The 25,187-nt window shown below is 69.4% G+C and carries 17 protein-coding genes and 5 pseudogenes; 4 read left to right on the top strand and 18 right to left on the bottom strand.

Annotated elements, in window-relative coordinates:
* Positions 1-225 precede the first annotated feature (225 nt).
* The 3 genes from ACIRVH_RS39770 to ACIRVH_RS39760 form a co-directional block, all read right to left on the bottom strand.
* Positions 226-375 carry a hypothetical protein gene (locus ACIRVH_RS39770; RefSeq protein ID WP_403964330.1) on the bottom strand — a complete coding sequence of 50 codons (150 nt, stop codon included), beginning with the start codon at positions 373-375 and terminating at the stop codon, positions 226-228.
* A gap of 271 nt (positions 376-646) precedes the next feature.
* Complete coding sequence (locus ACIRVH_RS39765; RefSeq protein ID WP_403964328.1) at positions 647-1,462, bottom strand: DUF427 domain-containing protein; 816 nt, start codon at positions 1,460-1,462, stop codon at positions 647-649.
* 22 nt (positions 1,463-1,484) lie between these two features.
* Positions 1,485-1,616 carry a hypothetical protein gene (locus tag ACIRVH_RS39760; RefSeq protein WP_403964326.1) on the bottom strand — a complete coding sequence of 44 codons (132 nt, stop codon included), beginning with the start codon at positions 1,614-1,616 and terminating at the stop codon, positions 1,485-1,487.
* A gap of 331 nt (positions 1,617-1,947) precedes the next feature.
* Between ACIRVH_RS39760 and ACIRVH_RS39755 the strand changes: the two are divergent.
* Positions 1,948-2,412 (top strand): annotated as a pseudogene (locus ACIRVH_RS39755) (ISKra4 family transposase); the annotation flags it as partial.
* Between the two features lie 252 nt (positions 2,413-2,664).
* On the opposite strand, the pseudogene ACIRVH_RS39750 reads toward ACIRVH_RS39755, so the two are convergent.
* The 14 genes and pseudogenes from ACIRVH_RS39750 to ACIRVH_RS39685 form a co-directional block, all read right to left on the bottom strand.
* Positions 2,665-2,834 (bottom strand): annotated as a pseudogene (locus tag ACIRVH_RS39750) (IS5/IS1182 family transposase); the annotation flags it as partial.
* Positions 2,835-3,002: 168 nt separating this feature from the next.
* Positions 3,003-4,370 carry a D-alanyl-D-alanine carboxypeptidase/D-alanyl-D-alanine-endopeptidase gene (dacB, locus tag ACIRVH_RS39745; protein WP_403964324.1) on the bottom strand — a complete coding sequence of 456 codons (1,368 nt, stop codon included), beginning with the start codon at positions 4,368-4,370 and terminating at the stop codon, positions 3,003-3,005.
* A 165-nt stretch (positions 4,371-4,535) separates the two neighbouring features.
* Complete coding sequence (locus tag ACIRVH_RS39740; RefSeq protein ID WP_403964322.1) at positions 4,536-5,114, bottom strand: hypothetical protein; 579 nt, start codon at positions 5,112-5,114, stop codon at positions 4,536-4,538.
* 136 nt (positions 5,115-5,250) lie between these two features.
* Entirely contained in the window at positions 5,251-5,757 is a 507-nt protein-coding gene (locus ACIRVH_RS39735; RefSeq protein WP_403964319.1) for a SigE family RNA polymerase sigma factor, read from the bottom strand.
* Positions 5,758-5,818: 61 nt separating this feature from the next.
* Positions 5,819-6,832 (bottom strand): L,D-transpeptidase, encoded by a 1,014-nt coding sequence (locus ACIRVH_RS39730; RefSeq protein WP_403964317.1) that lies wholly within the window; start codon positions 6,830-6,832, stop codon positions 5,819-5,821.
* 155 nt (positions 6,833-6,987) lie between these two features.
* Positions 6,988-8,745, bottom strand: coding sequence for an NlpC/P60 family protein (locus ACIRVH_RS39725; protein WP_403964315.1), 1,758 nt, complete (start codon positions 8,743-8,745; stop codon positions 6,988-6,990).
* Positions 8,746-8,897: 152 nt separating this feature from the next.
* Positions 8,898-9,413, bottom strand: coding sequence for a GNAT family N-acetyltransferase (locus ACIRVH_RS39720; protein WP_403964313.1), 516 nt, complete (start codon positions 9,411-9,413; stop codon positions 8,898-8,900).
* A gap of 368 nt (positions 9,414-9,781) precedes the next feature.
* Complete coding sequence (putP, locus tag ACIRVH_RS39715) at positions 9,782-13,390, bottom strand: sodium/proline symporter PutP (protein WP_403964311.1); 3,609 nt, start codon at positions 13,388-13,390, stop codon at positions 9,782-9,784.
* Positions 13,391-13,482: 92 nt separating this feature from the next.
* Positions 13,483-15,891, bottom strand: a complete 2,409-nt coding sequence (locus tag ACIRVH_RS39710) for a SpoIIE family protein phosphatase (protein WP_403964310.1) — start codon at positions 15,889-15,891, stop codon at positions 13,483-13,485.
* A 478-nt stretch (positions 15,892-16,369) separates the two neighbouring features.
* Positions 16,370-16,996 (bottom strand): annotated as a pseudogene (locus ACIRVH_RS39705) (DnaJ C-terminal domain-containing protein); the annotation flags it as partial.
* 174 nt (positions 16,997-17,170) lie between these two features.
* Positions 17,171-17,722 (bottom strand): annotated as a pseudogene (locus ACIRVH_RS39700) (DUF3662 domain-containing protein); the annotation flags it as partial.
* Positions 17,723-17,755: 33 nt separating this feature from the next.
* Positions 17,756-18,451 (bottom strand): annotated as a pseudogene (locus ACIRVH_RS39695) (caspase domain-containing protein); the annotation flags it as partial.
* 5 nt (positions 18,452-18,456) lie between these two features.
* A complete protein-coding gene (locus tag ACIRVH_RS39690; RefSeq protein ID WP_403964309.1) occupies positions 18,457-18,876 on the bottom strand; it encodes a hypothetical protein in 420 nt (139 codons plus the stop codon).
* A gap of 133 nt (positions 18,877-19,009) precedes the next feature.
* Positions 19,010-19,759, bottom strand: a complete 750-nt coding sequence (locus ACIRVH_RS39685; RefSeq protein WP_403964307.1) for a helix-turn-helix domain-containing protein — start codon at positions 19,757-19,759, stop codon at positions 19,010-19,012.
* A 251-nt stretch (positions 19,760-20,010) separates the two neighbouring features.
* Between ACIRVH_RS39685 and ACIRVH_RS39680 the strand changes: the two genes are divergently transcribed.
* The 3 genes from ACIRVH_RS39680 to ACIRVH_RS39670 all read left to right on the top strand — a co-directional run bounded on the left by ACIRVH_RS39680 (position 20,011) and on the right by ACIRVH_RS39670 (position 23,275).
* Complete coding sequence (locus ACIRVH_RS39680) at positions 20,011-20,721, top strand: alpha/beta fold hydrolase (RefSeq protein ID WP_403964305.1); 711 nt, start codon at positions 20,011-20,013, stop codon at positions 20,719-20,721.
* Positions 20,722-21,266: 545 nt separating this feature from the next.
* Complete coding sequence (locus ACIRVH_RS39675) at positions 21,267-22,508, top strand: selenium-binding protein SBP56-related protein (protein ID WP_403964303.1); 1,242 nt, start codon at positions 21,267-21,269, stop codon at positions 22,506-22,508.
* Between the two features lie 242 nt (positions 22,509-22,750).
* Positions 22,751-23,275, top strand: coding sequence for a hypothetical protein (locus ACIRVH_RS39670; protein ID WP_403964301.1), 525 nt, complete (start codon positions 22,751-22,753; stop codon positions 23,273-23,275).
* Positions 23,276-23,443: 168 nt separating this feature from the next.
* Here the strand turns inward: ACIRVH_RS39670 and ACIRVH_RS39665 are convergent, their stop codons facing one another.
* Complete coding sequence (locus tag ACIRVH_RS39665; RefSeq protein WP_403964299.1) at positions 23,444-25,033, bottom strand: oleate hydratase; 1,590 nt, start codon at positions 25,031-25,033, stop codon at positions 23,444-23,446.
* Positions 25,034-25,187 lie beyond the last annotated feature (154 nt).

Genomic DNA, 25,187 nt, shown 5'->3' with positions numbered 1-25,187 from the left:
GAGGCCCCGGTAGCCCACTGTCAATCCGAACAGAAGCAGGTGGGGCCCTCTTCGGTCGGCGGTCGCCGTAGCGGAGCGGACGGTCATTCTTGGCCCTTGGCCGGTTCGTATGCACCAGCAGACCCAGCGACAGATGGCGGCCAAACGAGTGACGGTGACAGCGCCGGCCCCGGTACAGGACATCGGTCGCGCGAGCACAGAACATGGCGACGATCAGCCCGACCTTCACTGAGGCACGATGGCTGCCGCCGCTCCCCCACCGGATGTGCGTGCCGGATGTGCGCGTGCGACCGACTCCTCCAGCCGGGCGAGGGAGTTGTACCAGGCGATGTCCTGGCAGAGCTCCAGCACGCGCCGGGTATCGTCATCGCCCAACGCCCGCACCCGATTCCAGGAGCTCACGTTCCGGGTCTGCGTCCGGCTGCTGCTGCACAGGCGGGCCGGAGTTGCTGCGGCCAGTGAAGTGCCGGTCCTTCCGGAAGGGCATCGAGACGGCCGCGTTCGAGGGTGTGGGCCGTCTCGATCCAGCGGTCCGCTGCGCGGTGGCGGTGGGCGTGGCTGTAGGGATGACGTCGCAGGCCCGGCGCGGTCTGCCCGACCGTGGACCGACGCGGTCCGTTGCGGCGGATGTGGCGGTCGTTGCTCGTCATGTGCGTGATTGCACCGAGAGCGTCTTGGTGAAGTGGGTGACGGGGCGCTCCACTCGCTCGCCGTCCACGGTGATGTCGACCGCCTCGTTGTAGAAGGCGATCAGCCCCTTGATCGGTCCTGCCGCGGGCAGTGGGTCCGGGTAGCTCCAGACCAGGTTCGACGGCACGTCGGCCTCGCCGCGCCACGACCAGTACTCGGCGGTGCCCTTGTAGGGGCAGCCGGTGCGGTGGTCGGTGGGTTCGAACAGGTCGAGGCGGACGTCCTCGCGCGGAACGTAGTAGCGGGTGGGCAGGCCGGTCTCGAACAGCAGGACCGGGCGGTGGGTGTCGGCGACGACCGTGCCGTCGACCGAGACCTGGACGTGGCGGCTGCTCGGGATGGCATCCACCCGCTTGTGCGGGTCGCGGGGGTGGATGAAGATCTCTTCCTCCTCCTCGTACCAGTGGTCCAGCCCTCTGCCCACTCGCCGGAACCACTCGAAGGCGATGTGGTCGGCCAGGTCTGTGGCCGGGAAGGTCCAGGCTGCGTTCTCCAGCAGCTCGCCGTCGACGTCGAGGTCGTAGAAGATCTGCGAGCCGGTGTGAGTGCCGGTCGGCGGGTTCTTCGCGGGGCGCAGCAGGTCCTCGCGCACCTCCGCGCGGGGAAACACGTACAGGGGAACGGGGACATCCGGCTCCCAGACCAGGACAGGATGGCGGCTGTCGACAACCGTGACGTCGCCCTTGCGGCCGCGCACCCAGCGTTCGCTGGGCTCCCACAGGAGGCCTTCGGGGGTGGTCCGCACGGCTTGCAGGGTGGGGAGTGGGATCATGGGCGGCTCTCCTTCGGCTTGCTCACGCGGTGACGTCGGCGACGTAGGGGCGGTTCTCCCGCCAGGCCACCAGCTGCTCGGGACGGCCGAACAGGGCTACCGACGGCGCCCACACCGTGCGTCCACGAACCAGTATTCGGACCGTCAGTGCCATCACTTGGCAGCGACATTGATCGGTCACCGACGGTGCACGTGACTTCCGAACTCACGGCGAAACGCCTCCCGGTTCCCCACGGGCCTATGGGGCGACGACACACTTCCCGGCACCCTCGACGTGCGCCTCACCAGCCGGCGGCCCAACGGAACCTGCGCACCACTCGGCACGGTACTCACCAGCTCTGCATCGCGCCAGCGTGACCACCCGGCCGACGGCCTGCCTGGACGAGATCAGGGATTGCCCGAGCTGGAGAAACACCTGGAGACGGCAGGGCGGGACCTGTTACGGCTGCTGCTGCAGGACCACTCCGCCCCGCTGACGCCCCGCTTCCCTGCTCGCAGGCCGGCACTCGACGGGCCTGCGCAAGATCGCGGTCGCTGAAGCGGTGCGCGGCTCGTTCGACCAGGCGCGGGACGCAGTGGCGCGTCGCTGCGGGAACGTGCTCGGCAAACGGCGTCTGGAAGAACTCGTGGTCGGCGCCGCGGTCGACGTCGACGCCTCCTACCGCGCCAGGACCCCTCTCCCGTGCACCCGGGACATGCCGCTGGTCCTGCAGGCCGGCGGCAACGGTGTGGTCATGCGGCCCGAGGCCCTGCGCGAGGCCACCCGCCGGGCCGCCGTGAAGCCGCCCGACGGCCACCGCGCACGGCTCGCGCCCGCGGCGAAGCCCAACGGCAAGCGAGTGGCCACCGTACCCGAGGTCGCTGCGAGATCCGGGCGTTCGCGCAGCAACTGGGAGCGGCCGTGCCACCCAGGATGCGGCCTGCGCCGAGTACCTGGACCGGCTCCTGGCCGGGGGGGGCGTCTCGACCCCGGCCCCTATCTGGACCACGCCCGCACCACCTCAGCCGCGGACGACCTGCGCGGCGGGCGACGCCGCGGTGCTCACCTTGCCGATGTGGGGTTGTGTTTGGAGGTGGACCGGTTCGACTTCGCCATGAAGGTCGGACTCGAGGAAGGGATGGCAGTGCTGCGGCCGTTCCGGACTCGACCGGATGCGCTGTCGGCTGTACACCCCCACGGTGATTGATGAGCCGTGCCTGCCTCACGCTGACGCGAGGTGGAGGGTGAGGACGGCCGTGACGATGCCGGTGGTCCGGGTGGTGCTGCAGCGCAGCTTGCGCAGTAGGCGCGCCAGCCCTTGAGCCTGGCCATGGCCTGCTCGCCCGCGCCGCCCATCTTCGCGTGGGCGACGTTGATCGCCTGCTTGCCGGTGAACAGGTTCCGGTGCTTGCCACGTCGACGCGTCGAGATCATCGAGCCGACACCTGCGCCGCGAGGCCGTCGCGCACACCCGCCCCGCCCCTGTTCCTCCCGCTCAGCCGGTGGAGGAAAGTGGCAGCAGAGCGGATGTCAGACCCCACAGTACTGAGGCTGAATCCCTTACGCGTAGCAGCCGTTGACGGTCGCCGCGAGGCCGTCCATGGCGTCCTTGATGGCGTTCGGGTCGGCCGTGGCACCGTTTTCGACGAAGGAGAACACCTTCCATTTGCCGTCCTTGCCCTGAGTCAGACCGCTCAGCGCGATGGCGCCGGTGAGGGTGCCGGTCTTCGCGTGCACCTTGCCCACCGCGCACTTGGAGTTGGCGTCGTCGAAGCGGCCGTACTCCGGGCCGAGCGTGCTGCCGGCCTCGCCGGAGACGGGCAGGCCGTCGAGGACGGCGCCGAGGGTGTGCGCGTAGCGGGGCTGCGTCAGCAGTTCGAGGATCTGCGCGAGAGTCGCGGCCGGGATGCGGTCGGCCCGGGACAGGCCGCTGCCGTCGTAGAGCTCGAAGTTGGCGAGCGAAACGCCGTACACCCGGCTCAGCACCTGGCGCACGACCTCGGTACCGCCCTCGAAGGTGGCCGGGCGGCCGGCGCCCACGGCCGTCATCCGCAGCAGGGTCTCGGCGATGTTGTTGTCGCTGTGCTTGAGCATCATGTGGACGATGTTCGACAGCGGGGCCGACTTGTGCTGGGCCACCGGAACGTCCGTCGGGCGTGCGGTGGCGCGGGTGATGTCGCCGGTGACCGTGATGCCGTGCGCGGCGAGCTGCTTGGCGAAGACCTGCCCGGCGTCGATGGAGGTGTCCTGGACGCCGTGCCCGTCGACGACCAGCGCGCGGACCGGGGCGACGGTGTCGGGGTAGTAGCCGTCGTTCCAGCCCTGGGCCAGGGTCGGCGCAGGGAACAGGCTGTCATCGACGGTGACCTTCACGGTGGTCCGGCCCGCGGCCTTGAGTCCGGCGATCGCGGTCTTCGCCAACTCTGCGATGTCGGCGGTGGTCAGCGTGCGGTCGCCGCCCCCGACGAGGGTCAGGGTGCCGTGGCCGTAGACGACCTTCGTGGTGAACCGGTGCTGCGGGCCGAGCACGGTCAGGGCGGCGGTCGACGTGGCGAGCTTGGCGTTGGACGCCGGCATCAGCGCGGTGGAGGCGTGGTGGCCCCAGACGGTGGTGTTCGAATCCGCGTTGAGGACCACGCCGCTCACGTTGGAGCCCAGTCGCTGATCGAGTACCCGGGTCTTCAGGTTCTTGGCCATCTGCTGGTCGCCCGTGTCCACGTCGTGGGTCTTGGCCGTCGTACCGACACCCATTGGGGCGGCGAAGGCGGACGGACCCGCCAGGGCGGCGGACGCCACGGGCACGGCCATGGCGAGGACGAGGGCCCGGCGCCGACCGGTTCCCGTGCCGTTCTGTCTGGGCTTGCGGTGCCGGCGCCGGCCACCCGGAAGGTAGGCGTTCTCGGGTGTCTCGGCAGCGAATTCAGTCATCGGGGTTCGACGCTCTCAGGAGTGGGGGTCTTGGGTAAAGGAAGCCAAATGCGCTGCATCAGCCATCGCACATGTACTCAGCCGGAGATCAACATGTCTGCCTGTATGGCCAATTGACCTGGACTCCGGCCGGTCGTCGGCTGCGCATGACGCAGGGTGTGGGCATCAGTGGTCGCCGGTGACCGGCTGGCGGTCGTAGCACACGGAGTCCGCATCCGCGCTCGCGGCCTGCCGGCCCTTGATCTCCACACGCGCGCCGGGCTTGATGGCGTCGTACACCCACTTCCCGGCCTGGGGCGCGAGGGCGATGGAGCCGGCACCGGCGTTGTGACCGATGCTGTTGAGACCGGCGGAGGGGTCCAGCGCCCACATCAGCAGCCGCTCGTGGTAACGGCCGTCGGTGAAGGTGACGGCCCACTGCCTGACGTCCACATACTTGGTCAGCTTGGTGTACTGGTCGGGGGGCATGGTCAGGGTGGGGTACTTGGCGGTGACCGTGACCGCCCTCTCGCCGATCGGGCAGTTGTCCTGCACCCCGCTGATGGGGAACCTCCTGCCCTTGATGGTCAGTGTGTGGGCGTCCAGGTCGATCGTCACCCGCTGGACGGGTGTCGGGGACGGGGCGGGTGTGGGGGTGTGGGACACGGACGCCGCAGGGGGTGCGGCCGCCTGGGTGGCCGAGCCGAGGGCGCCGGAGATGACGGCGGTCAGGGCCGCCGCCGCCAGCACGGTGGTGGAGAGCACAACGCGCTGGGTGCGGCGACGGCTTTGTGCCCGATTCCTCGCCTGTGCCCCTGTGGCCGGTGCCGCGCCCTGCGCGGCCAGGCCACGGAGCCGCGCCGACAACTCCGTCTCGGTCAGGGGTTGCGGTGGTGGCTGGTCAGACACAGGCTTCCTCCGTGGAATGGTTTTCCTCGCTCACCAGGTGAGCGGCGAGTGCCGAACGGCCGCGTGACAGACGTGCCTTGATGGTGCCGACGGCCGCACCGGTCTCAGCGGCTATCTGCTCCACGCTCAGATCGCACAGGTGATGCAGCACGATCGCGGTCCGCTGGGCATCCGGCAGGCGCCGCAGGGCGGCGACCAACGCCACATGGTCCGGGTTCGGTTCGGGCACCGGCCGCGGCACGGACTCGCTCCGCACCAGCTCCCACCAGCGGCGCGCCCGCCGCCAGCGGCTCATCGCCAGACGGTGTGCCACCGTGCGGATCCACGCCTCCGGGTCCTGGTCTCCGTTCAGGACGGACGAACGCCGCTCCCAGGCGCGTGCGAACGCCTCCTGGACCACGTCCTGAGCTTCGGCGTAGTCGCCCGTCAGGGCGTACAGCTGACCCACCAGACGCGGGCAGGCAGCCGTGTAGAAGAGGTCGAAGTCGTCCTCGGTCACCTTGTCGTGCTCTCTTCTTGCGGCGCGGAGCGCGTGCGGCGCAGGGCCGGTGCGATGGGGGTCATGCAGTCGTGGTGGCGCCGGCCTCGCTGTGCGCGAGCCACTGCTTCCAGGTCAGGTTCCAGTCGCCGTAGCCGTTGCCGGCGGCGACGGGGGCCTTGTCCGCCCCGGTGACCGTGACGACGTCGCCGACCCGTACCTCGTCGTAGAAGCGCTGGGCAGTGCCGTTGGAGGCGAGGCCGACACAGCCGTGGGTGACGTTACGGTGTCCGGCCTCGGTGTTGGCCCGCGGGTTCTGGTGCACGTACGTCCCCGACGTCGTCAGGTGTACGGCCCAGTAGTAGTAGTCATGGTAGGTGTCGCCGAGGCCCACGGTGCGGGAGTCCATGTACACCTTGGCCTGTTTGTCCATGACGACCATCGTCCCGTTCCAGGTGTCCGTCCCCGGCGCCCCGGTGGTGACCGGGATGCGCTGTGACGTACCACCGGTGCGGACGGTCATCATGTGCGTCTTCGCGTCGACCGTGGCGACCAGCGACCGGCCGATGGTGAAGTGCCGGGCGCCGTGCGAGCCGAGACGGAGGGAGATCCGGGTGCCGGACTGCCAGTAGGTGGTGCTGGGTCGGAAGTCGACGCGCTGACCGTCCAGGAGGTTGTGGTCCTTCACCCAGCTCCACGCGCCCTTCGTGCCGGACGAGGTCTGTACGCGCAGCCAACTCTCCACCCCCTTGCGGTCGGCGGCTGGGACCGGATGCGAGAAGGTGACGGATATCGGCATGCCCACTCCGACCGTCTGGCCGTCGGATATGTTCACCCGCGCCTGCGCGAGCACGGCGGGCTCCGGCACCGACGGAACCGGGCGTGCACCGGGCTCCTTGCCCGCGCCGTCGTTGTGCCTTCCTGCGGCCTTGTCGGCCGCCGCGGTGGAGGCCCGGGCATCCGGCGCGTCAGCGGCCACCCTGATGCCGGACCCCGCGTCCGTCGAACAGCCGGCGGCCGAGAACAGGGCCGCGCAGGCCACGACAACAGCGCCGAAACGGCCGACGGTCCCACCGGCCGAACGGTCCAAGTACATGTAATCCCCCGAGTCAGGTGCGGTATCGCCTCTAATACGCACGGGCTCGAGGGCAGGTTGCATCGCAACACAGCCTTTTTGCCGGGCGGCCGGACCTTCGGGATCCGCACCCACCGGTTCCTGGGGGACGTCGGCTGAGTGGCTGCTGACCCGCCTCAGATTCGGCGCACGGTGTGCAGTGTCTTGGCGTACGTCCCCGAGCCGTCGAGCAGGGACGCGCCGCCCAGGTCGGACATGGTGGGCCCGTTGACCGTCTTGCGGCTGGAGAAGAAGCGGCGTTTGCCGCCGCCGTCGAGACCCAGGTAGATGCCGACGTGATCGACGGTCAGGCTGACCGTGTCGTCACTGGAGTCGGCGTTGAACAGCACCAGGTCGCCGGGCTGGAGCAGGGCCGCGGCGGGCGGGGTGGTCCCGGTAGCACGGTCGACGACCACGCCCGGCGCGTAGTCGGCGATGTGCCGGGACTTGCGCGGGATCCGGGTGCCCGAGGTGTCCTCCTCGGCTGCCAGGGGAACGCCCAGGTGGTAGCCGTAGACCATGCGCGTGTAGCCCGAGCAGTCGAGGTTGCCGACCTGCTTGCCGGACGGCCCCTTGTACGTGCCGTCCGGGAAGGTCCAGCCCACCTTCATGTACTCGTGGAAGTCGGCGCCCTCGAGCCGGTATCCCTGCGCGTCGAGATAGCCGTACCCGGCCTCGCCCAGCACCTGCCTGCCCTGGGCCGGTCCGGCGCCGGCCGTGACCGCCGGGGCGCCGCCGAGGAACATCGCAGCGTACGCGAGTACGTCCGGGACGGTGGATCCGGCCCAGCCCCGGATCGTCTCTTCCAGCTCGGCCGTCCAGGTGCCGTCGAACGGTTCGGGCAGCAGACGCACCCAGTCGCCGTGCGTGACGGTCGGCAGGACCGCCCAGTTTGCGGCGTCCACCTCGAGGCGGCTCACAGACAGTCGGACCGGCAGGTTGGTGCAGCCCTCGTTGGCCAAGGCGCGCAGGCCCACCCGACCCTTGGTCAACGTGGGCGTGGAGTCGGTGACGTCGAAGGCCCACGAAGACGGTTCCGCCGACGCGAACGGCCAGACTTTCGCCTGGATGCGGGCGCCCTCCCGCCGCACCCGGATCGTCCAGTCGGTCCCCGCCGGAACACCCGTGGCCAGGGTGACCGCCGTTTCCAACGGGGTCACGTCGTTGGTGACCTCCTTCTCCAACCGCATCTCGACCGCCCCGGAGGTGAGGAAGGACAGCCGCGCCCGATAGTGGTTCTGGGCGCTGCCGTAGCCGAAGGTCAGCGCGAATGAACAGGCCTGACCCGTCGGGACCTTGTCGAACCTGGCCGTGCAGCGCACGTCGACGTCGGTGATCTCGCCGTCGCGCAGGCTGGCGTGCCGGCTGTACCCGGCGGTCGTGAGGTCGATGATGCCGGTGCCCGGCACCACCGAGAAGTCGGTCTTGAAGGTTTCGGACGTGACCCACTTGCCGCCGCCCGGCGAGGTTCCCCAGTACACCCGGTCCTCCACGTCCAGCGCAACGTCCGGCAGTGTCCGCTGGAAGTCGTCCACGAAGGGCCGCTTGTTCTCCGCGAACGTCCGCTGCGGGCCGGGCAGTACGACGGTTTGCGCGCCGTGCGTCAGCAGCGCGACGCGCTTGCCGCCGGAGGTGACCTCGGTGCGGGCCGGGGTGCCGGAGAGCACGGTGGTGGTGAGTGGGGTGGTGAGGGCCACCGGGGTGAAGTACGGGGCGCCCAGCGGTGCCATGGTCACCCACGAACGGGCCGAGGACAGGCCGGCCGACCCCGGGAAGGCCGGCACGTCTGCCGCTGCGGCGGCACGCGCCGGGGCGGCGGCCAGACTGGTGAGCGGGGCAGCGGCGGCAGAGGCCGCGAAGGTGGCGAGGAGCCTTCGTCGAGATGTATGAGACATATGTTTCATGATCCATTGCCGCTCACCGATGAGTCACGGCACCCCCAACTTCAGCCAGCACCAAGTGACATGGGTGGTCCGACGGGGTGTGACACGCGGACTGTTGCGCTCCCCCTGGTGATCGGTGAGTTCATGGCGACGCATTGCCGGACCTAGAGCAGGATGCGGAGGTCGAGCACGGGCCCGGTGGCGTCGACGGGCGTCGCGTCCAGTTTCCCCAGGACATGGAGCATCGGCTTGTTGCTCGCCGCCACCGCGGCGGCCAGCGTGTGGTGTCCCTCGCGGCGGGCCACGATCGCCGCATGTTCGGCCAGCGCGGTGCCGAGCCCCCTGGCCTGCCACGCGTCCTCGACCAGGATCGCGAGTTCGCCCACCCCTTGCTGATCGGTGCGCATGACGTTGGTCATGGCGATGATGTGGTCCGTCCGCTCGGCCGGAGTGGTCACCAGCGTGGTGCCGCGGTCCGGGCTGGACAACTGACGCCATTCGGCGGGTGAGAGCCCGGACTTGCCTGCGTGGTATCGCAGGGCTCGGCTGCCCAGCGAGCAGCGGCGGTGCAGTTCCTGGACCGGCACCAGGTCGACGGGGACCGCCTCACGGGTCCCTGTGGCGGTGCCGTCGGTCAGCGTGATCGAGTGTGCGGCGTCTCGATGGCCGGCATCGGGCATCGGCGTTCTCCTCACCTTGCGATCGTGACTGCTGTGCCGCGGCTCCGGGGACGCAGGCGCAGCCTTGCTACCGCAGCAGTCTTTTGCCGCCTCCGGGCCGTCTCAAGAGGACTTCGCGCCACGTCGATAGCACTGCGCATACGTTCAACTACGCACCGGAACGAAAACAATGAGGAGTCGTGGTCCTCGTCGACGCCGATGCTGGGCATTGCTCACGTCATCGCCCAAGAATTTACGCGGAGGGCCGCCCGAACCACCGCCACGAGGACTGGCCGACGTTGGCTTGCTTCGTCGGGGTCGCACGCCCGTTGACGTGTCGGGCTGTGGGCTGCCGGCGAGGCTTGTCCGGTCAATCCGACGCCGCTCCTTCACGGGCAGACATTGCCTGCCGGGGCACTAGGCGCCGGTGCCGCCGGAACAGCCTGCTCGGTCCAGATGATCTTGCCGGTCCTCGTGTAGCGGGTGCCCCACCGGTGGGCGAGCTGGGCCACGATCAGCAGGCCCCGTCCTCCCTCGTCGGTGGTGCGAGCATGGCGCAGGCGTGGCGAGGTGCTGCTGCTGTCGGAGACCTCGCAGATCAGGCCGCGGTCCCGGATCAGGCGGAGACCGACCGGTCCGGTCGCATGGCGGATGGCGTTGGTGACCAGCTCACTGACGATGAGTTCCGTGGTGAACGTCAGTTCGGGCATACCCCACTCCGTCAGCTGCCGGGCGGCGAGTGTGCGGGCGTGCGCGACGATGGCCGGATCGCTGGGCAGGTCCCAGGAGACGACCCGGTCGCGGGCCAGGACACGGGTTCGAGCAAGGAGCAGGGCCGCATCGTCGGACGGCGGACCGACCAGGAGATCGTCGATCACCCGGCGGCCGGTCTCCTCCAGGGTCGGCCGGGGCGCCGCGAGGACGTCGCCGAGCCGGGAGAGCCCGACGTCGATGTCCCGGTCGACGGACTCGACGAGGCCGTCGGTGTAGAGCGCGATGAGGCTGCCCTCGGCCAGCTCGAGTTCGACGGACTCGAAGGGGAGATACCCGAGCCCGAGTGGCGGTCCGGCGGGCAGGTCCAGGATGTCGGCGCCGCCGTCGGGACCGACGATCACCGGAGGGAGGTGACCGGCCCGGGCCAGCGTGCACCGCCTGTCGACCGGGTCGTAGACGGCGTACAGGCAGGTGGCGCCCATGAACGCGGTGCCCGCGGCATCGGCCTCGGCCGCCGCCGAGGCATCGCTGTCGTGCGCCCCCATGAGGCCGATGACCAGGTCGTCCAGATGGGCCAGCAGTTCGTCCGGGGAGAGATCGAGGTTGGCGAGCGTGCGTACGGCGATGCGCAGGCGCCCCATGGTCGCCGCCGCGTTGATGCCGTGCCCGGCCACGTCCCCGACGACCAGCGCGACCTGTGCTCCGGAGAGGGGAATCACGTCGAACCAGTCGCCGCCCACCCCAGTGGGGACATCCGCCGGGAGATACCACGACGCCACCTCCAGAGCGGATCCTCCCGTCAGGTCCTGCGGCAGCAGGTAACGCTGCATGGAACGGGCCGCGGTGCGCTCGCGGGTGTAACGGCGAGCGTTGTCGATGCACACCGCCGCACGGGAGACGAGTTCCTCCGCGAGACGTACGTCGTCCTCCTCGAAGGGGCCCAGCCGCTGGGACCGGGCGAGCGTCGCCACGCCCAGGGTGACGCCGCGCGCCTGTACCGGGATCACCATCACCGAGTGGAAGTCGTAGTCGAGGAAGGAGGCGCCCAGCGACTCGTCCTCGGTCACCCACGGGCTGGCGGTGCGGTCCAGGATCCGTTCCACCAGGGTCCTGCTCTCCAGCAGACAGCGGGTCACGGGCGACGAGGCGGCACGTCGAACCGTCTCCCCCACGGCCAGACTCGCCTCGGGGCAGCCCTCTCGCACCGACTGCTGCGCCGCGCGCCGGACGACGGGCGACATCCCGACGGGCCCGGGTGCCGGTTCCTCGCCCCTCATGACCGAGTCCAACAGGTCCACGGCGACGAAATCGGCGACGGACGGCACGGCGTCGTCGGCCAGTTCCTGCGCGGTCTGCCTCACGTCCAGGGTGCTGCCGATGCGGGCGGCGGCGTCGTTGAGCAGGGCCAGGCGTTCCTGGGCCCGCCGGCGCTCGGTGACATCGATGACCATGTACCAAACACCCACGCTCCGGCCGTGGCGGTCCTTCATGGCGAAGAAGGAGGCGGAGATCGCGCGGCCGCCGTCGGGGTCCGGGTGACCGGAGCCGCGGTATTCGTAGTCCATCACCGGGGCCCCGCTCTTCAGGACCTCGCGCATCTTCTCCTCGAAGGCCTCGGCCTGCGCCTTCGGCAGCAGTTCCGCCATCCGCCGCCCCAGCCGTCGCTCGAGCGGGATCTGGCGCTCCAGCGACTCATTCACCCAGACGTACCGAAGATCCGTGTCGAGAACGGCGATGCCGACCGGCGCGTGGGTGAGGAAGGGAGTGAGCATCAGTCGGCTCACCCCGCCGCCTGGCATCCGCCAGAAGGCCCGTTTCGGGGGTCTGCCGACGAACCTGCCGAAGACCAGTGCGGCGGCCGTGGCGACCAGGACGCCCGGGACCATCTCGTAGATGCCCGACTCGAAGGGACCGAGCAGCGGATTGATCTGCTTCCACAGCAGCACCGTGGTCGCGCCCGACACGATGCCGGCCATGGCTCCGGCCCAGGTCATGCGCGGCCAGTACAGCGAGAGCAGGACGACCGGTCCGAAGGCGGCCCCGAAGCCCGCCCAGGCGTAGGCGACGATGCCCAGCAGCCCGCCGCCTCTGAGCGCGATCACGAAGGCCACCAGGGTCACGGCGACAACGGCGACACGGCCGACCCACACCAGTGCCCTCTCCGAGGCGCGCCGGTTGAGGAACGCGCGGTAGAAGTCCTCCGTGAGGGCGACGGACGACACGAGAAGCTGGCTGTCCGCGGTCGAGATGATCGCGGCCAGCACGGCGATCAGCATCAGTCCGGCGCCCCAGGGATTCAGCAGTGTCCGGCTGAGACCGAGGTACACCGTCTGCGGGTCGTGGAGCTTCGTGCCGAACCGCGCGATGCCCACCAGGCCGACGAGTGTGGCGCCGCCGAGCACGACGATGACCCACACGGTTTCGATACGGCGGGCCGCGGGGATGGCGGTGGTGCTGCGGATGCCCATGAAGCGGGCCAGGATGTGCGGCTGCCCGAAATAGCCGAGACCCCAGGCGAGCAGCGAGGTGATCGCGACGGCGCCGAGCGACCCGCCTGCCGACCACCCTCCGTTCCCGTAGTCGACCTTGGCGCCCATGTCCAGGAGGTCGGGTGTCCTGCTGTTGAGGGCGTCGCGCAGTGCCCCGAAGCCGCCGAGCGCCCCGATGCCGACGACGGGGAGCACGAGCAGGGCGACGAACATCAGCGTGCCCTGCATCACGTGCGTCAGGCTCACGGCGAGGAAGCCGCCCAGGCACGAATAGACGACGATCACCAAGGCGGTCAGGGCCACTCCGAGCCCGAACCTGACATCGAAGATATGTGTGAACAGTAGTCCGCCGGCCACCAGCCCACTGGCGACATAGACGGTGAAGAACACAAGAGTGACCGCCGCCGAGACCATCCGAAGCGTCCGGGTGCGGTCCTCGAACCGCTCCTCCAGATAGGCCGACAGGCTCACGGCGTTCCCGGCGCGCTCGGTGTAGGTGCGCAGCCTCGGCGCGACGAACAGCCAGTTGAGGTAGGTACCGACCACCAGACCGACCGCGATCCAACTGGCGCCGACGCCGGCCGCGTACACCGCTCCGGGGAAGGCGAGGAACAGCCAGCCGGACATGTCGCTGGCCCCTGCGGACAGGGCGGCGACGAACGCGCTGAGCCTGCGGCCCCCCAGGGCGAAGTCGGCGAAGGTGCGAGTGCGGCTGTGGGCCCAGACACCTGTTCCGATCATGACGGCCACATACACGATGAATGTGGCCACGATCGGCGCACTCAAGTCGAACATACTTGCCCTCGCTTGCGAGGTTCATGCGCACGCGCGCGACCGTCGCACGCCTGACAGCCGTAAGCCCTACTGTACAAATTTACAGATTTCTGTCATTTCCGTTCGACATCGCCGTTCACGCCGGTGTGGGCACGCGCACTCCGGGAGCCTTTCCCCTCACACTCGGGCAGCCCGACCAGCAGCAGGGTCACGTCGTCGTCATGCACGGAGATGTCCGGAATGAGAGTTCTGATCAGCCGGTCCGCGGCCTGGTCCAGGCTCTGCGGATCCGCGGGAGCGCCCTTCAGCGCGACGTCGAGGGTCTGGGCGAGAAGGTCGATCTGGGCCTCGATGTCGGTGCCGGGCCTCTCGACCAGTCCGTCGGTGTAGAGCGCGAGGGTGCTGCCCGGGCGCAGCGGCTGGGTCGTCTGCCGGAACGGCACCCCGCCGCCGCACGAATCGTTGACGCCCAGCGGCACACCGACCGGTGCCTTCAGCTGGCGGGCAGGCCCGTCCGGGGGCCGGACGATGACCGGGAGGTGGCCCGCCGAGCACAGGGTGACCTCGTGGGCGCTCCGGTCTGTCACCAGGTAGACACAGGTGACGAGCTGGTCCGCCAAGTCGTTGACGAACGCGTCCAGCCCGGTCATGAGCCGGCTGGGCGGTATGCCCGCGCGGGCCAGCGCGTGGGAGGCGGCGCGCAACTGGCCCATGACGGCCGCCGCCTCCAGCCCCCGGCCCATCACGTCGCCGACGACGATGCCGGTACGGTCCTGGTCCAGGGGAACGATGTCGAACCAGTCGCCGCCGACTCCGGGGTCCTGGACGGACGCCAGGTACCGGTGGGCGCTGGGCAGGTGGGGCACACGGGGCGGCTCGCCCATGAGGCTGTGCTGCAGGGTGTTGGCGATGCGTCGGTGCTCCTCGTAGCGCTCGGCGCGTTCGGCCTCGGCCTGCCTGCGTTCGGTGATGTCCCGTACGGTCAGGAAGACCAGTGTCTCCTCTTCGGCCTGGAGGCTGCTGACACTCACCTCGACGGGGAACTCACCGCCGCCGCTGTGCATCCCGTACAGGCCCCGGTCCAGAACGATCGGCTTCGGGGCCGCCTGTCGCAGGTAGGCGCGGAGGAGGGCGCTGTGGCGTCGACGTCGGGGGGCGGGCACCAGATCGACGACCCCGGTGCCCAGCAGGTCGGCCGGCGCATGGCCGAACAATCGGCGCACCTGCGCATTGGCCATGACGACGACGCCTCGGCCGTCCGTGATCAGCAGGGCGTCGGGTGCCGATTCCAGCAGCGCGAGGAAACGCCGGTTGGCCCGTCCGACCTCGCGCTCGGCCGCGACTCGCTCGGTGATGTCGGTGACCACACCGCAGACGGCATAGGGCTTGCCGGACGGAGTGTTGAGCGGGAACAGACTGGTGAGGAAGTCCCGTGAGCCTCCCGGCAGGGCGAGCAGTTCCTCCCGCTGCACGGGGGCACCCCGGGCGAGCATGGTGAGGTCGGCGACCCGTGCCTGATGCGTGAGGTCGGGCGGCAGGACATCCCGGTCCCGGCGGCCCAGTATCCGTTCGCGGGACACGCCCAGGCTCTCCTCGAACGTCGTGTTGACCGCGAGGAAGCGACCCTCCAGGTCCTTGATGAACATCACCGCGGGCGTGTGGTCCATGAACGCCTGCAGCAGTTCGTTCTGCCGTACCTGCCACTCGGCACGGGCGTGGGCCACCTCGATACGGCGGCCCACGGCCAAGGTCGCGAAGACGACAGCGGTGAACACGGTCACGTGCCCGCCCACCAGCAGCGCGATGCCCAGACGCGTTCCGAACAGTCCCGCGTCCTCACCGGCCAGGACGAGCCAGCCCAGCAGCGGTGGTACCACCAGGACGGTGACGAACAGCCGGCGCCCCAGCACCCCTGTGGCGCCCGCGTTCATCAGCAGCGCCGCAGGACCCAGGTCCGGCCGGGCCAGGAAGGCGGCGATGCCCAGCAGCACCAGGGCCAGCCCGGTGTACAGGGCCATGCCCTTGTAAGCGCCGAACCGTTCCAGTTCAGGCACGGCGTACGCGAACCCGTACAGGCGCAGCATCCCCAGCACGAGGACGGCCAGCCCCGGGACCTGACTCGTCCAGGCGGGAAGTCGGGACGTGCTCGCGCACAGTGCCGCCACGCCCCCAACTACCAGTGCCGCAGCCGTATTCGGTGCCATCCGTCCGGGCACCTCCGCCGCCAGCCGCGCCGTGTCGTCCTTGAAGAGCAGTTGGTCGATGCCCAGGCCCGTCCCGGTCGCGTACTCCACGAGGGTGAGCCCGCCGATCAAGGCGGCCAGAGCTGCGGCCGCCCGGGCCACGGCGATCGCCCAGGGGGTGACCCATCCGTGAGCCACCAGGAACAGGGAGACGCCGAGTGCCAGTAGCGCCATGGCGGTGTTCGCGCTCATGACGGCGTCGGTGCCGGGCACCCGCCTCAGGACGTCGATGCCGAGGATCCAGCCGGACAGACCCACCGCGCCCAGCACTGCGGCCACCAGGGCAGCACCCTGAGCCACAGCCCGAGCAGCGGCCAAGGCGGACTGCTGGTACGGCAGGTCCGCGGCCTGCACCACTCCAGGCGCGCCAGGCAACTCGGGCGCCTGCTGCTCTTTCGCCACCGAATACGTGCCTTTATGGATAAATCATGAGATCAGCACTAATACCCTAAGCGCCTGGACGGCCCCACGCCCCGTTACGAGAACCACACTCACGTTCTGCGGCGGTGATCAGGACGAGGGCCGCTGCTGGGCCGGGGCTCTGGGGTACGTTCCAGAGCCGTCGCAAGGCGGGCACTCCACGTTGCGGGAGCATTGGGCGGGCATGGGGGTGCCCGAGGAGGAGTTGCCCGCCGGTGCCGGGGAGACGCCTCCTCGCAGCCAAAAGGACCCTCGACAAGTCCTATCGCTGCAGGTCAGAAGCGCTTCTCGCGTTTCTGATCAAGGGGCGGACCACCCGTCTGGTGAAAGCGCGAGGCTAGATCACCTCCAGCCGTACGAGAAGGTCCCCGCGCCCACCGCCCCCGAGCTGGGTCATACCGAAGTTGTGCAGCTTCAGGGTCCGGCCTGTCGGGGTTCCCGGGGGCACCTTGATGGTCTTTCGACCGTTCAGGGTGTCGACCTGCGTCGTGCCGCCGGACTGGGCCAGTTCGCGCGGGATCCTGACGGTGGTGTGCAGATCGTCGCCGCGGCGCTGAAATCGCGCGTCCGGCAGCATCCTGATCTCTGCATACAGATCGCCCGCCGCACCTCCGCGCGGGCCCGCCTCGCCTTCGCCCGCGAGCTGGATACGGATGCCGCTGTCGACGCCCGCCGGGACCTGGACGGTGAGCGTACGTCGGCTTCTCAGCCGCCCGTCGCCCCTGCAGTCGCGGCAGAGCCTGGGCAGGAGGGTGCCGAAACCGTTGCACCGCGAGCAGTCCTGCCCCTTCACCGCCTTGCCCAGAAGTGATCGCTTGGCCGTGCTCTGGCCGGTCCCCGAGCACGTGGTGCAGACGACGGGCACCGAACCGGGAGCCGCTCCGAGACCCGTGCAGGCGGAACAGACGACCGCCGTGTCGACCTGGATCTCCTTCAGGGCGCCCAAGGCCGCCTCCTCGAGCGTGACGTCCAGGCTGATCAGGGCGTCCTGGCCCCGAGGCGATCGCGTCCGCGGAACCTGGGGCGGCGGCTGGGACGGTTTGCTTCCGAAGAACGCGTCCATGATGTCGCTGAAGGATCCGGTGGCGGAGTCGGTAGCCGGAGCCTCGGCCCGGGCTTTCCCACCCGTCTCGGGTGCGCGGCCACTGGCCGGAGCGGCGACAGGCTCGGGCTGTTGATCGGGCGGCGCCACTGGCGGCCGGTCGGCGGCATCGGGCATGGGCGGGGCCGCAGCCGGAGGGTAACCATGTCCGCCCTGGGGGCGCTCTGCGGTCAGCGGACCGTCCTGAACGCCGGGGACGCCCTGCGAAGTGCTCGATGCCAGCGTGCGAGTGCGGACCCGGAACATACCGGCGTCGAGGTCGACGGCCTTCTCCAGGTGGACCCTGATCGGGCCCATGAACGTGTACCGCTGCTGCTGGGCGTAATCACGTACCAGAGCGCAGAGCTCGTCTCCCAGCTGACCCGAGCGCGGGCTGAGGTGCTCGTGGTCGCGGGCACTCATCTCCACGACAAAGTCGTTCGGGGCGACCGTACGCTCACCGTCCCGGACTGTCGCGTTCATGTCGCACTCGCGCTGCAGGGCGCCTGCGATCTCCATCGGGTGCACCTCGGGCCCGACAGCGCGAGCGTTCGCCGCCGTACCTGTGGGAACGCCGGTCTCCGGACTAGCCGGCGCCACCCGGGCGATGGTGACCTGGTACTCGAGCTCGGCCCACATTCTGGGTGACTGCCTGGCCGCGCTGCGGTGCAACTCCTCGTAAACGTAGTCGTACAGCTCCGTGACAGTGATCCGCCCGTCGCCGTTCAGGTCCGCCGCGCCGCTGCGCAGCCCTTTGATCAGGGCGCCCGTGAACCGTGAGGGCTGCGGAGCCATCGTCTCCAGCCGGTCACCCTCCCAGGCGTACTCGGTGCGGTTGGTCGCCGTCAGGATCGCGCGGCCGTGCCCGGACAGCTCATCGCGCAGGTGGACCTGGTCGTCGCCTTTGGCACCCGGTAGGAACGCCCCGCTGTAGCAGCAATCCAGCAGGACCACGATGGTTCGGGCTCGGCAGCGTGCCATCCGGTCATGCAGGAACGCGGCGGGGATGGCGGTCGAGGCCGGCAGACTCTTGTCCGTGTCCCGGGCGGCGAAGTGCAGGTGACCGTCGTCGTCCTTGAGACCGTGACAGGACAAGTGAAGCAGCAACAGGTCGTTGCGGCTCCGGTCACGGAAGAACCTCTCCAGTGCGCGGGTCACTTGGTGCGCGGGCATGTCGACCATTTGCTCGGTGCGGAACCCGCCGATGAGGGGGTCGCTCAGCACTTCGGCGAGGCCCGCGCAGTCCTGGCCCGGTGAACGAAGGGTCCGGAGCGAAGGGTCGTCGTAGAGGCCGGTGGCGATCAGCAGCGCGTCTCTGCTTCCCTCGGCGCCGCTCACTGGTGTCACTCTCCGTCGGAGTGGGTTCCCGAACCGTTCAGGAAGTCATCGATCAGCCGTTGCCGCTCCTCGGGTGTGGCGTCGCCGAGTTCGATGCTGCGGCCGTCCCGTTCCACCTTGATGCTGTGCACCGGCCGGTTCTGCATCCAGGTGTCGAGGAGTTGGAGGACCGCGGGCAGGACAACAGGCGCGAGGGAGACGACGAGGGCGCCTGCGGCGATCAGCTCCCCAGGCTTGGCGCCGAACGGGATGTCCGTGCCGGAGCGGGCCGCCCGGACGTCATCCACGTCGAGTTCGAGCAGCTGTCGCCGTAACTGCCTTCCGAGTGCGTCGAGTTCTTCGGCGTCGACTCCCGACTCTCCGGTCACCAAGAGGTCCACGCTGATGCCTGCGCCCATTCCGCCCCCGTCCTGATTCAGGGTCACCAGTGTATCCAGCTCGTTCCAGCCGGGGCTGTGCTTCCACACGCTGCTCTGACCTCCAGCCTGCTGCAGTACTGCGCCAGACCGGCAACTACCGAGCCACCGTGCGCGCACCGGCCGGCGTGACGCGTACGAATCACCCCGAGGACTTGGCCACCGTCGGGAGTTGGGATGCGTGGGCGGTGGTCTGGCGACTGGTTCGGTAGCGGCCCGGGGTCGTTCCGATGATGTTGGTGAACGCTGAGATGAAGCTGCTGGGGTTGGCCCATCCGCAGGCGTAGGCGGTTTGGGTGGTGTCGTGGCCGTCGGCGAGGAGTACGAGCGCGTGGTAGACGCGTAGCTGTGTGCGCCACTCATAGAAGGTCATGCCGAGTTCGTTGCGGAGCAGTCGGCTGAGGGTGCGGGTGCTGGCTCCGATCGTCTTCCCGAGTTCGGCCAGCGTGGCGTTGTCTGCCGGCGTCTCGTACAGCATCCGGGCAATGGCTTGCAGTCGGTCGTCCCGTGGCTCCGGCAGGTGCAGTGGCTGTTCGTGTGCTTCGCGGAGTTCATCGACGAGGACTCGAAGGAGGCGATGGCGCGCGGAGCGGCTGTAGTCAGGCGCGGCGGCGTCGTCGTAGTTGCGGGGGCCGGTCAGGGCGAGCAGGACCTCGCGGGCGAGGCCGGAGGCGAGGAACACGGCGGGATGGTCCGGTATGAGCCGGGCGAGGGATGGCGTGAGAAAGACGATGCGCATGTCGGTGTCGCCGTGGGCGCGGTGATGGTGCGTGAACTCGGCAGGGGTCCAGGCGACCCGGTTGGCGGGAACGATCGACGTGCCGCGCTCGGTGTGAACGGTCAAGACGCCGCTGGCTGCGTAGACCAGGTGTCCTCGTGCGTGCGACTGCACTGCGCTTGCTTCGCCGGATGGCCAGAGGTGGCGCCCGCCAGACGGCCACACATGTGACGTCACACCGGCGATCCGGGGAGGTTGGCGGCGAACAGGCATCAGTTGGCATCCTATCGCTAGCCGGCCACACCTCGATCTCGTGACACTGCCTCCATGCGGAGTGGTCTTCAGTCGCGCAAAGCGCCCGACCGAACCACATGGCATCGAGGCAGCGTGCCTCGATGCCGCGGCTCGAGAAGGAGGAGAAACGCATGGCGACGTTCGTCCTCGTGCCCGGCGGTTGGCACGGCTCCTGGTCGTTCGAGGCGGTGGTTCCGCTGTTGGAGCGTGCCGGTCATGCCGTTCACGCCCTGACCCTGACCGGTCTGCGGCCGGACGACGACAACGCGACGGTCGCGACCGCCAACCTCGACACGCACGCCGACGACGTCTTGCAGCTCCTCGATCGCACCCACACCACCAGCGCGACGCTGGTCGGCCACAGCTACGGCGGGATGGTGATCGCCGCCGCCGCCGATCGCGCTGACGGCCGGATCTCGCGACTGGTGCATCTCGACGCCTACGTACCACGCGATGGCGAGTCGTGCTGGTCGTCAACGACCGAGCGCTACCGGGAAGCGTTCGCTGCCGGCGCTGCGGCCACCGGCTATGCCGTCCGACCGCCGGGCGGCGGCGATCCCCGCCGCCGTCCCCATCCCCTCGCCTCGTTCCTGCAGACGATCCGGCTCACAGGCACGCTCGCCCAGGTCCCCCGTCGTGAGTTCATCTACTGCTCGGGATGGGAGGACCGGACGCCGTTCGCTGAACTCCGCACCCGACTCCAAGCCGATCCCGAATGGCGGGTCCACGACCTCCCGACCGGCCACGACGCAATGCACGAGGCCCCGGAGTCGGTCGCTGCACTGCTCCTGGGCGAATGCATCGCGGATGCGTCGACGCTCAGACGACAGGCTTGCCATTGACGGCCGCGATCCGTTTCCAGGTGCCGGTGCGCTGCCAGCGCCGGCACAGGTCGTACGCCCGGTCCCACGGACCAGCACGCCTCACGGACCGTGATCATCTACAGCCTTGATCTACTTTCACAACAGGCCCTGGTCAGCCCATCGAGAGCTGGCTCCCTCACCGAGACCTCGGCTCCACGGAGGGGCACGGGAGTGGTCCGCTGTCGCCTTGGCAGGGCTCCAGGGGTGTGAAACGCTTGATCCAGGACATATCCATCCCCCGCCTGCACGTCGATCTCGAACGAGTGAGACCGGCTGCTCTGTCGGGAGTCCACCTGGGTCCAGGCTCCCGTTCGGGGAGTGAGGAACAGCCATGACGACGACCGAGCACGCTCACCACAGCGACGATCACAGCGACCCCACCTTGTACCGCTCTCCGGCGGACGCCGTCGCCGCACCCCCTGAGAAACTCGCCTATGTAGTCGGTTTCGACCCGACCGCACAGCGCGCCGACGCATTGTTCACTGTGGGTACCGACCGACCCCGAATCCTCCGCATACGGCCGCGTGACCTCCCACGCCGAGCTGCCCGACCCGGGCAACGAACTGCACCACTTCGGCTGGAACGCCTGCTCGAGCGCGCTGGCCCACGCCGGTCACCAGAACGCGGAACGGCGTTACCTCATCGTCCCGGGACTGCGCTCGTCCCGGCTGCACGTCTTCGACACCAGCCCCGATCCCGATCGCCCCCACCTGGTGAAGGTGGTCCAGCCCGAGGAACTGGCCGCCAAGGCCGGATACTCCCGCCCGCACACGCTCCACTGCGGCCCCGACGGAATGTTCCTGTCCTGCCTGGGCGGCGCGGACGGTGCGGACGGGCCTGGCGGCGTCGCGCTGCTGGACCACGAAAGCTTCGAAGTGCTGCGCGCCTGGGAGAGCGACCGCGGACCGCAGCGGCTCGCCTACGACGTCTGGTGGCATCTGCGCCGGAACATCGCCGTGACCAGCGAGTGGGGGTCCCCCTCGATGATCGAGAACGGCGTTGTCCCCGAACTGCTGCTGGGTCGCCAGTACGGCCACACACTGCACTTCTGGGAGCTGGACTCCGGCCGGCATCTGCAGAGCCTCGACCTCGGGGACGAGAACCAGATGGTCCTGGAACTGCGCCCGGCGCACGACCCCGAGGCTACGTGGGGGTTCACCAACACCGTGGTCAATGTGGGGGACCTGTCGGCATCGGTCTGGTTGTGGAACCGGGAGGGCGAGGACTTCGTGATCCACAAGGAGATCACCGTCCCGGCCGAGCCCGCGCAGACGGAGGACCTGCCCCCGGCGCTGCAGCCGTTCGGCGCCGTGCCGCCATTGATCACGGACATCGACCTGTCGGTGGACGACCAGTGGCTGTACGTATCCGCCTGGGGAACCGGTGACCTGCTGCAGTACGACGTGAGCGACCCGTTCCGTCCCAGGCAGACCGCGGCCGTGCGTCTCGGCGGCATCGTCACCCGACAGCCGCACCCCGCCGAGCCGGACGTCCCACTGACCGGCGGAGCACAGATGGTCGAGCTCAGCCGGGACGGGCGGCGGGTGTACCTGACGAACTCCTTGTATGCCGCCTGGGACGAGCAGTTCTATCCCGCGGGCATCGATCCGTGGATGGTCAAACTCGACGCCGACACCGCGCACGGCGGGCTCGTGGTCGACAGCGGCTTCTTCCCGCACGGCACGGAGTTCTCCGGGTTGCGCGTGCACCAGACGCACCTGCAAGGCGGCGACGCCTCCTCGGATTCGTACTGCTACCGCCGATGACATGCTGCTCTCCGTGCTCTGCGCGGCAGGCGCGCAGACCGACGAAGGGACGGTAGCTGCCCTCCGCCGAAACGCTGGTGGCCGTGGTCCTGGTGGCTGTGGCCACCACGGCCGGTGCCTGGTCGGCACGGCGCGGATCCGGCCGGTCTGAGCTCCTGCTTGCCGCGGCGTCAGGCATTCTGCTGATCATCGCGGTCCTCCACCTTCTGCCCGACGCGTGGGATGAAGCGAAGGAGGTCGGCGTGCCGCAGTGGGCAGTGCCGCTCGCCGCGCTCGCCTCGTACGGGGTGACGGGCGCCGTGGCCCGTATCGGCTGCCCGTGCGAGCGGGGTCGTGCGGGCGGTATCGGCTCAGCATCGGGGCTCGCTCTGCATCGCTTTCTGGAGGGGGCGACCCTGGCACTGGCCCCGTCAGTCGCCGTGATGGTGGCGCTCCTGGTTCACGCGGCCGGCGAGGGGCTGGCGCTGGCCGCCCTGCTGGGAGTCCACCCGAAGCGGCGCGTGGCTCCATGGATCGGGCTGGCCTGCCTGAGTCCGGTCGCGGGAGCCTTCGTGACGAGCGCCGTGCCCATCCCGGGCGGCCTCATGCCACTGCTGCTCGCCCTCATCGGCGGCGTACTCGCACAGGCGGCCTGGGTGGCGCTCGTACTCGCCCATCGGCAGCGCCCCGCGGACCGGCGAGTGCTCGCAGTCCCGGCCGCGGCGGCGATGACTCTCGCCGCCGCCCTCACCGCGCTTGTCCTCCTTGTCGGGGCAGACAACCACTGAAGCATCACCGACAGTCAGGGGAGGTCACCGACCGACTGCGGCCGGGCCGCGGTCCGATCGGGTTCCAGTTGGCCGGGCCGGACGGTGAATTCCATGTCATTCGCACGCTGCCGCCGGGAGCCCCTCGGCCATGTCACAGGGCACACCAGATGATTCCAGTCGGAACGATCAGGCCAGAGCGGCCTTGAGTGCGCCGAACGCCGTCTTCGGGTCGGCCAGGGCGTGATAGATGCCGGGGATCTCGCGCTCGAGGCCGAGGAGGCCGTAGACGGCGCGCATGGCGCCGCGGACGGAGTACTCGACGGTGAAGACCACGTCCTCGGGGATCTCCGTGAACTGACCGAGGAAGGCGAAGTTCACCGAGCCGCGGGGGATGACGAGGGGCCGGTCATGGGTGGTTCGAGGGGCGAACTGGCTGGTGATGTACGGCATCATCACCGGGATGACGGTCGTGGTGGCCGCAATCCGTTCCTCGATGTCCGACAGGCCCAGGTGGCCGAGGAGTTCGGTGAGGATCTCCCGGCCGGTGGCCTCGGCCATCGGCTTGCCTGTGAAGTCCCCCTCGTTGTCGACGAAGAGGCCGTAGCCCCACAGGGTGTAGACGTCCTTCGGCTGGCCCTCGAAGTGCGGGGCGTGGGGAACCACGACGGACATCAGCCAGTTGGAGTCCTTGAAGGTCATGAGGGCGCCGGTGCCGGGGAGGTTGCCGGACAGTTCCTCGATGCGGTGCAGCAGCAGTGGGCTGCGCATGGTGAGCGTGAAGGACTCCCACTTGGCCTCGTCGACGTTCCCGTAAAAGGCGGCCGGCCGGCCGAAGTCGTCGGCCTTGGCCGCGATGGTCTCCCACAGCCTCCAGGCGCCGTCCCGCTTGTCGCGGATCAGCTCGGGTGCGCGGCCGTCACTGCCGTAGGCGGCGTCGGCGGTCATCGAGCCGAGGGTGAGGAAGGCGTAGTCGGTGTCGGTGAGGTCGTAGGCGTCCTGCCGTCCGGCGCGGTCGAGGTGCAGGCGCCGTACCCGGCGGGTGCCGTCGTCCTCGGTGGTGAAGTCGACGTCGGTGACCCGCACTCCGTGCTCGAAACGTACGCCGCGCTCTTCGAGCCAGGCCCGCACGGGGCGGATGATCGAGTCGTACTGGTTGAGCCGGGTGCGGCGCACGCCCGCCAGGGTGTGCATGCGCGGAAACTCCTGCATGAAGCGCAGGAAGTAGCGTCTGAGTTCGATGGCGCTGTGCCAGTTCTGAAAGGCGAACGTGGTGCGCCACATCGCCCAGAAGTTGGTCGCGAAGAAGTGCGGGGAGAAGAAGTCCTCGATCCGGCGGGCCCCGATGACCGGCTCCGGGAGCACGAGCAGCCGGGTCAGCTCCAGGCGGTCCTGGGCGCCGAGGCCGTAGTCGGACGCATCCAGGATCTCCGCGCCCTTGCCGATCAGCCGGGCTTTGGCGTGCGTGGGCCACTGAGCGCTGAAGGCGCGGATCTCCTCACGCACCGACACCGTGTCGTCGGTGAGGGTGGGGATGGTTTCCAGGAGGTTCCACAGGCAGGTGTAGGCCTCGTCCTCCAGCATGCGTCCGCCGCGCGAGACGTATCCGGCAGGCTCGCCGCGGCCGTCCATGGAGCCACCGGCGAGCGGCAGCTCCTCCAGGACGTGAATGTCCTCTCCGGCGAAGCCTCCGTCGCGGATCAAGAAGACGGCGGCTGCCAACGAGGCGATGCCGCCGCCGACGAGGTAGGCACGGGACTGCTGCGGAGCATCGGTCATGACGTCTCTCCGTTCCGGCCGCCCTTCAGGGCTGCCGACAGTGATCAGGTTCCGTGCGGCGGGGCATCGGCCGTTCTGCGGCCGGGTGTGCGCACGGCACGGCGCCGGTGGTCTCCGGACCAGGCGCCTGTAGTCGTCAGTCAACTCGTGGGGA

The sequence above is a fragment of the Streptomyces sp. NPDC101165 genome (assembly GCF_044768135.1).
Taxonomy (GTDB): Bacteria; Actinomycetota; Actinomycetes; order Streptomycetales; family Streptomycetaceae; genus Streptomyces.
The sequence above is the reverse complement of the archived record's forward strand: the minus strand, read 5'-3'. Positions and strand labels throughout refer to the sequence as shown.